Here is an 11741-nt window from a genome sequence, read left to right on the forward strand (position 1 = left end):
TAGTTTTTGTATCCTAGTCCTGGTGCGTGGAGTCGCCAGTCTATAGAATCACTCTGTCACCGTTTATAACCGAAAGTAATCCTAGGGACTTTAAAGAATTGTTTTATTAAGGTCCCTAGGATTTAACTTCGTTAGGCATTCTGCTATTGAGCTCTCTGAATTAAAAATTTATTTTGCCAGCATACGGTCTGCAAGCGCGACCGCTTCGTCGGCAGATTCAGCCCATCCGTCGGCTCCGATCTCATCTGCATAAGCTTGGCTGGTAGGACCTCCTCCAATGAAGACTTTGAACTGATCCTTAAGATTATGCTCTATCAAATAATCAATAATCTGCTTTTGCGCGCTCATCGTTGTTGTCAAGAGGGCACTCGCCCCAATTATGTCTGCTCCAACTTCTTGAGCCTTTAAAACAAAATCTTCGGCTTTAATATCAGTACCAATATCAAAAACCTTATAGCCCGCTGCCGTAAACATCGCTCCTGTAATATTCTTACCGATGTCGTGGATATCCCCTTCTACTGTTCCTAAGACAATCTTGCCTTTACTTTCCCCTTCACTCATACCCAATTTAGCTATTTCAGGCTCAAGCAGACCTAACCCGACTTTCATTGCCTCAGCAGACATCATTACATCCGGCAGAAAGACTTCCCCTGCTTTCCATAACTCCCCTACAACTTCAATTCCTTTGATCAGGCCTTCTTGCACGGCGTCAACTGGGTTAATTGATTCATCAATGACCTTTTGGGAAAGTTCCCCCACTATATCTTCATCCCCATCGATAATGGCTTGCTTTAATTCTAAAAATAGTTCCTTCATTTGATTTATTCCTCCCATTTCCCAATTATTTAGTCTAAGATCGTTGAGCGATGAACTCTAACAATTTCTTATCAATGTTTTCGTCAAGTGCGGGTGGTACGTAATTAGCCAAAACCTCTTGCCACTGTTTATGGGCCCTTTGGTTTGTGTCCAATTTTTCCTTGGACCAGGCATCAAAGGCGGCACGATCACTTAACTGAGGTGTGCGGAACTCCTTTTTATGGTTTCTTCGGGTATGTTTCTGCGTGAGGAAGTGTCCGCCCGGTCCGACTTTAGCAATCGCATCGTAAGCTAAACCGTCCTCATCAAAGTTGAAGCCTTTCAAATAGTGCAAAAGCATTCCTGCCATTTCATCGTCCATCATAAATTTTTCATAGGAAATAGCCATGAAATATTGTAAAATCCCCGCAGTATGAAGAACAAAGTTGATACCTGTTACGCTAGCCGCCATCAGCGTCATCATGGATTCATAACCAGCTTGAGCATCCACAATCTTGGAATCATTCAAGCCGCCGCCTGATCGACTGGGAACACCGTAGTAGCGGGCGATTTGAGCACTGGCTGAAATAAATAAGGCTGTTTCCGGACTGCCGATAGAGAGACTGCCTGTACGCATATCACTGAGAGCGGAAGTCGAGCCATATACAACCGGTGTTCCTGGATTAATACTTTGGGCTAAAGCTATCCCTGCCAAGACTTCAGCATTTTGCAGTGCTAAAGTACCGACCAAGGCTGCCGGTCCTGTAGAACCAGCCATAACCAGAGAAGCTACAACAACAGCCTGTCCTGCTTCTGCATAGGCCATCAAGGCTCCTAGCATTCTCTCGTCAAATTTCAAGGGCGTCAGGGAGTTAATTAGAGAAATGAGCACCGGTTTCTCTTTAATGACATCTTTGCCTCCAAAAAGTAACCCAGCCATTTCGATAGAGTCCTGTGCACGTTCCCGTCCCTCGGCACTACCCATGAAACACTTATCCGAGTTTTTGATGGAGCTGTAAATCATTTTTAGGTGTCTAATTTCATCCGGAATATCTTGGGGCTCAGCCACCGTCCCCCCTGTCATATGCAAGTTTTTGCTTGCTCCGGCTAGCTTAACAATATTTTCGTAGTCCTGCATCGTGCTTTTACGACGGGTCCCATCAGCTAATTGGATAAAGGGAGCTCCGTAACCAGGCATATAGATTATATTTTCGCCGCCACACACCAAGTTGTGCTCTGGATTGCGGGCGTGCAGAGTAAATTCAGCAGGTGCCAGCTTAATTTTCCCTTCAATAAATTCTCTTGTGAAATGGACCCGGTTTCCTTCTACCTTTAGTCCTTGGGCCCTAAAGACCTTCAAAGCCGGTTCATATTCAAAATCCATACCGATTTCTTCAAGAATCTTAATTGATTCATTATGGATTATCAGCACCTGCTCTTCAGTCAACACATTATACTTTGGCAACATAGTTAAACACCCCTTTATAGTTTGAATAGTATCTTCTTTAAAAAATCTTCAATAGTGGATGTTCCTGGGTTCCTAACTTGACACCCGTAAGTTTATTATTATAGGCCATCATTGCATCAGTGGTTGCCATTGCCCTATATACCCAAGGCGCGTTAACCATAGGACCATAGAGAATAAAACTTGCACCTTGAGTTACCGGATAGGTAAAGACGGCAGCCCCGGCCACTTCGAAAAAAGGAGTTCCTTTCGATCGCATCTTCTTCCACAAATACACAGCGTTAGAAGGAGCACATCCTCCCGGATAACCAAATTCTTGATTGACTACATGGATGGCCTCACTTGTCCAACTGGCGCTAGGTACATCCAAGACACCCGGGTCAACAAGAAACTGCTCGATTCCCGCTCTTTTGGCGGCGTCAATCAGACCTTCTTTCTCCCCATCTCCCGTCAAGAGTTTGATTCTGGCTTTGGGCTTTAATGCTTTATTACTAAAGGCTAAAATGACGGCCGTTTTAATTCCACTTTCTTTAATAGCAGCTAACTCTTCCTCGGAATAATGCTCGTCAATGGAATTATAAATCAGTCTTTTGCGTATTTCAGGATCATTACCCAGTTCTTTCAATGCACCCATTCGTACAGCTGGACTGATACTGTCTAACAAAAAAGGAGCCTTAGAATTCTTCATCACAAATTCTACATAACGAGTTAATGCCTCTATCGATTCACCTAAGACATCAAGAATAAAAGGATTACCTGTTTCACCACTCAGCTCGGCTTCTTGATCCAGAAGCGCTTTCGCAGCATCTTCATCGAAAATTCCCTTCATTCCATCTTTGACAATTTTGTGACCCCTATAAAAGATGCTGCCAATCAGCACAGTTGGGTATTGTCCTGGCTGCCCGCCTACCTTTACTCCGTTAATATCGTAGACATGTTGTTCTGATGTATAATTTAACATTATAAATTCCTCCATATTTATATTGTTTGGACACCTTCATAACGCGAATGCGGCTTTTACATCGGGTACTTTCAACCTTTACTAGTGCGGTTCCGCAATCCTGAGAAGTTCACCCCCTATATGCTATATGACATGTTACATTTCTTGATTGATCTTCCCTGCATTCATCATAACACCATAGTTCTTCGATATTAACACTACAGTTATGCTCGTTTTACTACATTTGAGGCTGAAAATGAAAATTCCGATTATTCATGTTTTTTAATATTATTTTCACATTTTTAATTAATATTGTTACACTAACACACATTATTAAAGTTAAAAACTAAAAACCCCACACTGATTAGCATGGAGTCTTAAGCGAGGGCCAGATACTTCTTATTTAAATTTCACTTTTGAACGCCTTTACAATCGAAACAACCATAGCAAAAATAACAAACATAAAAGGAAATGCTGAAACGATGGAAGCCGTCTGCAATGCACCCAATCCCCCGGCTATCATCAAAGCAATTGCGGCCGCACCTAAAACTAAACCCCAGAAGATTTTCAGTTCAGCTTTGGGGTTTAATTCCCCACCTGATGTGAACATAGCCATGACATAGGTGGCAGAGTCCGCTGATGTAATAAAGAAGATCGCTATAATTAAGGTCGTTAGGCTTGTTAGAACACCTGTCAGCGGGTAATACTGAAACATGGCAAAAATGGCTGTACTCATATCTTTTACTACTTGTGATGCAATACCGCCCTGTTGAAAAACATCAATATAAAGCGCACTGTTCCCCATGACTCCCATCCAGATAAAACTCATCAAAGCAGGGGCAATGACCACACCCAAAATAAATTCTCTAACCGTCCGTCCCCTTGAAATTCGGGCGATAAATGCACCAACGAACGGACCCCAGGCAACCCACCATGCCCAGTAGAAAATCGTCCAGCCCTTTACCCAACCAGGATTAGTATTATAGGCATCAGCCCAAAGACTCATTTGAATAATGTTTTGAACGTAGGAGCCCATAGTTTCGACAAAGCCATCAAGAATGAATCGAGTAGGTCCAATGATTAGCATGAAGGTTAAAATAACAGAAAGCAACAGCATATTGACTTTGCTTAGAAATTTAATTCCTCGTTCGATTCCAGTTACTGCAGATGTTATAAACAATGCTGTAATTACTGCGATGATAACGACAGTTGTCGTGTTACCCGTGGGTAGGCCATAGGCATAATTTAACCCAGTGCCGATCTGCATGGCACCTAAGCCTAAAGATGTAGCCACCCCAAATATTGTTGCAAATACGGCCAAGATATCAACTAACTTGCCAATCCATCCCTTAATTCCTTTTTCTCCAAGCAATGGATAAAGGGTGGAGCTCACTAAAGCTGGTAAGCCTTTACGGAACTGAAAATAAGCCATTGACAAGCCTACAACAGCAAAAACGCTCCAAGGATGCAGACCCCAATGAAAAAAAGTATAACGCATTGCAATCTGAGCTGATTCAATAGTAGAAGGTTGACCAGAAGGAGGAGACGCATAGTGCGTCATCGGTTCAGCTACACCCCAGAAGATAAGACCAATTCCCATACCAGCTGCAAAGAGCATGGAAAACCAGCTCAAAGTACTGTATTCAGGCTTCTCACTATCTTTGCCCAAGATAATATTCCCATATTTACTTAGGGCAATAAATAGAGCAAAAAACAGAAAGAAAGTCACGCCAATTAAGTAACACCAGCCAAAATTTTCCGTAATGAATTGCTGTGCTGCGTTGAATGTGTCACCGGCCTCTTTAGGCTGACATAGGGTCCAGAGAACAAACAGAACCATAATGGCCGCAGAAAATGAGAAGATGGCACGATCAATTATGCCAAGAAAACTCTTTTTATTACTCATTCTTCCTCCTCCCAAAATGGGAAATATAACCCTACCTATTCCTCATCTTAACATCTTTCTATTATTCTAGGTTGCCACAACAATGCTCGTTTTGCTACATTTATGCCATTTTCGAAAATTCCAACTACTTTGATTAATAGTTATTCAATGCTGTCATTTCAACCTTAATAATTAAACTAATATAATCCATTATTAAATACGGATAAAACCATTAAGTTCCAATTACAATTTACAGAATTCACTGGCAATCACCAATGGGTTAAGTCTATAATCATAAAGGAAACTTATTTCTAAGCTGTATATATTAGTTAATTGCGCGCCGATAATGGCACCTAACCCTGGGAAGTATCGACAAAGTAAGGTGAGGAGAGGATCTTATGGACCATCCACCAAAGAGCCTATTTCAACTGATCGAAGAAGATAAGCTGGTTCGAATCATCGAAACTTTCACTAAGGCCACAGACATCACTATTGATATTAATGATGCTCTTGGTTTCCCTGTGGTAAATCATAATTACTTTTACGGCTTTTGCCGCAGTATCCGCTCCAAAGATGCCGGTCTAAGGCGATGCATTAATTCCAATGCCGCTCTGGGTTTCAATACCGTAGAGCAGGGTAATTCATGTATGGGCAAATGTCATGCTGGTGTCATGCTAATGTCGGTGCCAATCATTGTGGAGAATCAGTTCTACGGGTCCATTACATGCGGTCAGATGCACCTCGAAAAACCACAAGCTCCAGAGATTGAGGATATGCTTCACGTTACTGCGGACTTAGGCCTGGACCCTGAATCTTTAAGCCAAACTTTTCAGGAAATCCAGGTTATAAGTATGGAAAAATGCCAAGCTGCAGGTGGACTTATACAATTTGTAGTAAGTTATATAGTAGAACTAATCTATCGAGCTAAGATGCAAGAAGGGTTAAGTGAAGAGAAATTGAAGGCAGCCGAAGATGCCCGAATTATTGTAGAGCTTGAACACACATTGCATAAAGCAGAACTAAAAAACCTGCAGGCCCAAATCAAACCTCACTTCTTATTCAACACTCTAAATACTATCATCAGTTTGGTAACTCTCGGTGAAAACACCAAGGGATTAAATACTCTTTTCGCCCTGTCCAATTTACTAAGACATAATATAGATCAACCTGAAGAACTGGTTTCCTTGCTGGAAGAACTTCATTATGTCGAAAGCTATCTGCTTATTCAAAAAAACAGGTTTGGAGAGCGGCTAGAAGTAACCATAGATATTCCAATCGACCTTCAAGCTATCCAAATCCCTTTCTTAAGTTTGCAGCCGTTGGTGGAGAATGCCTGTATCCACGGATTAGAACCTAAAGAGGGTAATGGTCACCTCTGGATTATGGGTAAAAAGGTAAGTGACCATGTGGAAATCTCTGTGATAGATGATGGAGTGGGCATGCCTGAACATTATGCTCCTATTGACTTAAACCAAGATCATCAGTGTGTCCCAGGGATTGGTCTGCGCAATGTTCATAGGCGCTTACAACTTCAATTCGGCAAAGAATTTGGTGTCAGGCTGTTTCCTAAACAAGCACTTACTACCGTGATTCTCTTAATCCCCAATCAGAGAGTGTAAACTCCGGTATGGGTTCCTTCTCATTATCATAACACCTTGCCAGCGATTACAATTATGTGTTCCTGACTCGAACATCCTCGTTCGAATCAGGCGGTTCATCTAACCTCAAACGTCCTTTCAAGTCCTGTCCAACTTAAAGAGAGCATAAAAAGGACAGGCTTTGCCGCCTGTCCTTTACTGTCTGAGGAAAAGTTTATTTAGGTCAAAAAACTTGCAGGTACTTCAGTTACTTCCCCTAACGGTGTGTACTCCTGATCGAGAGCCTCTGCAACAGCTTTATAGGTGAGTTTACCATGGATAACATTGACACCGCGGGCCAGCGCCAAGTCAGTTCTGATTGCTTCAGCATAGCCTAAGTTAGCAAGCTTCAACGCGTATGGTAAAGTGGCATTGGTCAAGGCGAAGGTAGAAGTCCGAGCTACTGCTCCAGGCATGTTGGCTACACTATAGTGTATGACACCAAACTTTTCATAGGTTGGCTCTGCATGAGTAGTCACATGATCGATTGTTTCCACGCTTCCGCCTTGGTCAATTGCCACGTCCACAATCACTGAACCTGGTTTCATAGCTTTAACCATTTCCTCAGTAACAAGCTTAGGAGCTTTTGCACCTGGGATCAGAACTGCTCCAACCAATAAATCAGCCTTCTCGGTAGCCTGCATAATATTAAAACTGTTAGACATTAATGTTTTGATTCGTGAGCCAAAGATATCATCCAGATAGCGAAGACGAGCAGTACTTACATCCAGAATAGTGACCTCTGCCCCCATACCGATTGCCATTTTTGCCGCGTTAATACCAACAATGCCACCACCGACGATGGTAACCTTCGCAGGAGAAACTCCGGGAACCCCTCCTAAGAGAATCCCCTTTCCGCCATGTTGCTTTTCCAAGAACTGAGCACCAATCTGAACCGACATACGTCCGGCGACTTCACTCATGGGTATGAGCAAAGGTAGGCTGCCGTCAGCAGGCTGAACAGTTTCGTAAGCAATACCTACAACATTTTTCTTGAGTAACGCTGCGGTCAATGCAGGCTCGGGAGCCAGGTGAAGGTAGGTAAATAAAAGCTGACCGTCTTTAAACAGAGTATATTCTGATGGCAGAGGCTCTTTAACTTTCATAATCATCTCTGCGCTTGTATAAACATCCTCCGGAGTAGCCAAAATTCCGGCTCCTGCGGCAATGTATTCCTGATTACTGATTCCGCTGCCTACACCAGCGTTATTTTCAATAACGACTTGGTGACCGGCTTTACAAAATGCCACTACGCCTGCGGGGGTAAGCGCAACTCGGTTTTCGTTATTCTTAATTTCTTTCGGTACTCCGATAATCATCTAAATTACTCTCCTCTCAGTTAGGGATTTTTAATAGCAGTATCATCTCACACATACAAGTCTCTAAACCATACAAAATGTTGTGCAAAAGACTCAATATATTGTCAGGTAACTGTCTTTAAAATTATGTCTTTGAAAATTACTACTCAGGTTATTTCTTTTCTTGTTCTTTTAAGGCGGCCAATTCTTGTGAATATGATCTTAGCCAAACGGCCTTTTTGATTACACAAAACCACATAAACTAAAACATTAAAATTTAGATTGGCTTTTGCAATTTCATTTCATTCCTAGCAAGGTTACGTTATAATAAATGGAGCTGAACTATAATCGGCTTAATTATCTCATAATTCAGAAATTTGTCTATTCAAATCTATGCTCAATCCTCTGATAATATTTGAATATTTTACTATGATTTAGTAAGCCTTATCAGAATATTGCACTTGGGTATAAATATTTTATACTGAACTCCATAAGTAAGTGGGCATGAGTATCCTTCAACTCATATCATTATTAACTGATTTTGAGGATGGTAATAGCATGTATAAAGTATTACTGGTTGATGATGAGGAATTAGAGCGCAAGATTTTATGGTTAACCTTACAAAACTCCGACCTTCCTATCACAATATTAGGAGAAGCTGGCAACGGACGGGAAGCCTTAGAAAAAGTCCATCTTACGCACCCCGATTTGATTATCATGGATATTAAAATGCCTGGAATTGATGGTATAGAAGCAACCCGACAAATTAAGGCACTTTACCCTGCCACAGAAGTCATTATTTTAACAGCCTATGGTAAATTCTCTTTTTCTCAGCAAGCTATAAGAGCTCAAGCCACAGATTATTTACTCAAACCAATTCAACCACACCAACTAATTGAGGCTGTAAAACTTGCTTTAGAGAGGCTTTCCCACAAAAAGTTTCAATCCTGTCCTGCCATGGATTTGACAATCCTTGAAGAGCAACTAAAGACAAGAAATCTCAAGGAGAGCAAACGTCAATTGACGTTGCTTCTTGAACTTCTTGCAACTTCAAATCCTCTTCCACTAACCCCTCTTCTAAATTCTTTCGCCTTACGAATCATGGTCATCGTAACACAAGCAGTCCTATCTGCGGGTGCTGATCCCGCTAAGGTAACTTCGTTCGAAAATGACCTCGCTCAAGATTTGTGCCATGTCTCGTCCCTTGAAGACCTGAAATCTTGGGGAGACACAATGTTGGAAAAATGTATCGGTTTATTAGGTTTAAATCAACAGTTTGATCAAGGCCAACTCTTAGCGCGCAAAGCTATGGACTATGTTGAATTAAACTATGCTAATAATATTTCGCTAAATATGGTGGCAGCATACGTTCACGTCAGTCCAGCATATCTAAGTCGGATCTTTAATAAAAAAACAGGCGGAAGTTTAACCGATTATCTGGCCCGAGTACGGCTCAAAAAAGCCAAACAACAATTGCGCCTTACAACTGCAACCATTGACCAAATTGCCGCCGCTAACGGTTTTAATTCCAGCAGTTATTTTTCCACTATTTTTAAGAAAAACGAAGGTATTACCCCCTCCGATTACCGAGCCAATCATGCGATTTAATAATAGAGGTCAACTTAGCAAAATAGGGACCTAACGTTAATTAAAGCGTTAAGTCCCTATTATTACTTTCATCAACTACTTTAAATATTTAGTCTGGCAACTTAGAAAGGGCTTTTTTGTTGCAGACAATTACTAAAATATCTCTTTCCTCAACTACTTCATTTGCGCCTGGGGCAATGACAATCTGATCTGCACCTTTCTTAATCGCCATGACATTAATACTATAAACTGCCCGTAAATTTAGTTTCCCCAGTGATTTATTGACGAACTGGGCCGGAGCAATTATTTCAAAGATACTGTAGTCTAAGGACAATTCTATGAAATCCATAACATTAGTTCTAATCAGGTTGTTGGCTAGGCGAATCCCCATATCTTGTTCTGGATAAACAATTTTATCTGCCCCAATTTTCTCTAATACCTTTCCATGTTGGACCGACTGGGCCTTAGCGACAACATAGGGGATTCCCATTTCTTTGAGCATCAGAGTGATTAATATATTGGCTTCAAGATCATCCCCGATTGCTACAATCGCCACATCTAAATTCCGCACCCCTAATCCCCGGAGCGTCTCCTCCTCACGTGCATCAGCCTGCACTGCTTGGGTCACATCATTCATGACAACCTGAACTGCATTTTCGTTCTTATCTAAAGCAAGAACTTCGTGACCTAATGCAGTGAGGGTCTTAGCAACACTCGTTCCGAATCTCCCTAAGCCAATAACCACAAATTGTTTGCGCACGTAATTTATCTCCTATCCAATCATAATTCGTTCATCCGGATATTTAATGTGGGCTACTTGTTTATTTGTTTTCTGGGAAAGTACAAAAGCCAAGGTTAACGGCCCCAACCGTCCTATAAACATCGTTAAAATAATTGCCATTTTACCTACATCGGAAAGAGTGGGGGTAAGCCCCAGAGAAAGGCCCACCGTCCCAAAGGCAGACGTTACTTCGAAAAATACGGTCATTAAATCTGAGTTTTCTGTGTGTGAGAGAATCGATAATATTATGAAAACCAAAAATAGAGCCGAAGTCGTAACTGCCCAAGCTTTCTGAATTACATCCCTGGGTAAAGTCCGCCCCTTGAAGACTACCTGAGGATCACTGCGATAGGTACTCAACACAGATAAAGCGATCGCTATAAACGTTGTTGTTTTAATCCCTCCGCCCGTTCCTCCGGGGGAAGCTCCAATAAACATGAGCACGATCATGGAGAGTAAGGTTGTGTCATACATACCCCCTATATTAATGGTATTAAATCCTGCAGTCCGAGAAGTAGCCGATTGAAATAAGGACGCCATAACCTTTGTCCCTATAGGAAGTGGCCCTAAGGTATCTGGATTTGCAAATTCCATGATCAATATTATCACGGTCCCTAATAAAATCAGGCCTCCGGAAACCAGTAGGACTATTTTTGTATGAAGTCTAAACTTCTTCCGATCTGCCAATAGATCCGCCATAACGATAAAGCCTAACCCTCCGCAAATAAACAAGATCATGATGGTAATATTAATAACGGGATCTCCGACGAAAGCAGTAAGACTAGAAAAATTGCCCATGAGATCAAAACCTGCGTTATTAAACGCTGAAACAGAATGAAACACTCCATAATAAAGCGCTTTACCCCAACCGAAATCGGAATACCAACGTAAAGTTAGAATGAGGGCACCTATCGCTTCAAAAGCAAAGGAAATCAGCAGGACAGACTTCGTTAATCGAACGATACCTTCGACTGAAACCTGGTTTAGGGCCTCTTGCAACAGCAATCGTTCCTTAAGGGTAATTTTTTTTCCTAAAATCATAGCGAACAGAGTGGCAAAGGTCATAAAACCAAGTCCTCCCACTTGAATCAAAAAAAGAATGACCCATTGCCCAAAGGGCGTAAAAGTCGTCGCAGTATCCACAACCACTAACCCTGTAACACAAACTGCCGAAGTTGATGTAAAAGCAGCATTCAAAAAAGGCAAACCTAATCCATCCTGAGTTGCTCGTGGCAAGGTCAGTAATAACGCCCCAAGCAGAATTAGGATAGCAAATCCCAAAACTAAGACTCGAGATGGTGACATGATTTTCCTCAATGCATTCAATTCCTTTTCCCTCCATGTGAATCTGCA

9 protein-coding genes are annotated in these 11741 nt (G+C 41.8%); 2 read left to right on the top strand and 7 right to left on the bottom strand.

Annotated features, from left to right (window positions below; all coding sequences use genetic code 11):
- Positions 1–168: 168 nt before the first annotated feature.
- From mtgC to LJE72_RS10980, 4 genes are all read right to left on the bottom strand, one after another.
- Positions 169–816: a glycine betaine-specific corrinoid protein MtgC gene (gene mtgC, locus LJE72_RS10965; RefSeq protein ID WP_073030548.1), complete on the bottom strand. Its 648-nt coding sequence runs from the start codon at positions 814–816 to the stop codon at positions 169–171.
- Between the two features lie 34 nt (positions 817–850).
- On the bottom strand, positions 851–2281 hold the full coding sequence (gene mtgB, locus LJE72_RS10970) for a glycine betaine--corrinoid protein methyltransferase (RefSeq protein ID WP_312038924.1): 1431 nt from the start codon (positions 2279–2281) through the stop codon (positions 851–853).
- 19 nt (positions 2282–2300) lie between these two features.
- Complete coding sequence (gene mtgA / locus LJE72_RS10975; RefSeq protein WP_229247619.1) at positions 2301–3221, bottom strand: [methyl-Co(III) glycine betaine-specific corrinoid protein]--tetrahydrofolate methyltransferase MtgA; 921 nt, start codon at positions 3219–3221, stop codon at positions 2301–2303.
- A gap of 382 nt (positions 3222–3603) precedes the next feature.
- The gene (locus tag LJE72_RS10980) at positions 3604–5106 is read right to left on the bottom strand and encodes a glycine betaine uptake BCCT transporter (RefSeq protein WP_229247620.1); all 1503 of its coding nucleotides are present in this window, start codon (positions 5104–5106) and stop codon (positions 3604–3606) included.
- A 377-nt stretch (positions 5107–5483) separates the two neighbouring features.
- On the opposite strand from LJE72_RS10980, the gene LJE72_RS10985 reads away from it, so the two are divergent.
- Positions 5484–6704 (top strand): sensor histidine kinase, encoded by a 1221-nt coding sequence (locus LJE72_RS10985; protein WP_229247621.1) that lies wholly within the window; start codon positions 5484–5486, stop codon positions 6702–6704.
- A gap of 197 nt (positions 6705–6901) precedes the next feature.
- Here the strand turns inward: LJE72_RS10985 and ald are convergent, their stop codons facing one another.
- Positions 6902–8041, bottom strand: a complete 1140-nt coding sequence (ald, locus tag LJE72_RS10990; protein WP_229247622.1) for an alanine dehydrogenase — start codon at positions 8039–8041, stop codon at positions 6902–6904.
- A gap of 537 nt (positions 8042–8578) precedes the next feature.
- Here ald and LJE72_RS10995 point away from each other — a divergent pair.
- The gene (locus tag LJE72_RS10995) at positions 8579–9628 is read left to right on the top strand and encodes a response regulator transcription factor (RefSeq protein WP_229247623.1); all 1050 of its coding nucleotides are present in this window, start codon (positions 8579–8581) and stop codon (positions 9626–9628) included.
- Between the two features lie 88 nt (positions 9629–9716).
- Here the strand turns inward: LJE72_RS10995 and LJE72_RS11000 are convergent, their stop codons facing one another.
- Together LJE72_RS11000 and LJE72_RS11005 are read right to left on the bottom strand one after the other, a co-directional pair.
- Positions 9717–10367 carry a potassium channel family protein gene (locus LJE72_RS11000; RefSeq protein ID WP_229247624.1) on the bottom strand — a complete coding sequence of 217 codons (651 nt, stop codon included), beginning with the start codon at positions 10365–10367 and terminating at the stop codon, positions 9717–9719.
- A 12-nt stretch (positions 10368–10379) separates the two neighbouring features.
- Positions 10380–11714: a TrkH family potassium uptake protein gene (locus LJE72_RS11005; RefSeq protein WP_229247625.1), complete on the bottom strand. Its 1335-nt coding sequence runs from the start codon at positions 11712–11714 to the stop codon at positions 10380–10382.
- Positions 11715–11741: the final 27 nt, after the last annotated feature.

This window comes from Desulfosporosinus shakirovi, from assembly GCF_020595055.1.
Classification (GTDB): domain Bacteria; phylum Bacillota; class Desulfitobacteriia; order Desulfitobacteriales; family Desulfitobacteriaceae; genus Desulfosporosinus; species Desulfosporosinus shakirovi.

Bases quoted from the DNA above. Each gene is read 5' to 3' on its own strand.
- mtgC (WP_073030548.1), bottom strand. From the start codon at position 816: ATGAAGGAACTATTTTTAGAATTAAAGCAAGCCATTATCGATGGGGAT.
- mtgA (WP_229247619.1), bottom strand. From the start codon at position 3,221: ATGTTAAATTATACATCAGAACAACATGTCTACGATATTAACGGAGTA.
- LJE72_RS10980 (WP_229247620.1), bottom strand. From the start codon at position 5,106: ATGAGTAATAAAAAGAGTTTTCTTGGCATAATTGATCGTGCCATCTTC.
- LJE72_RS10985 (WP_229247621.1), top strand. From the start codon at position 5,484: ATGGACCATCCACCAAAGAGCCTATTTCAACTGATCGAAGAAGATAAG.
- ald (WP_229247622.1), bottom strand. From the start codon at position 8,041: ATGATTATCGGAGTACCGAAAGAAATTAAGAATAACGAAAACCGAGTT.
- LJE72_RS10995 (WP_229247623.1), top strand. From the start codon at position 8,579: ATGTATAAAGTATTACTGGTTGATGATGAGGAATTAGAGCGCAAGATT.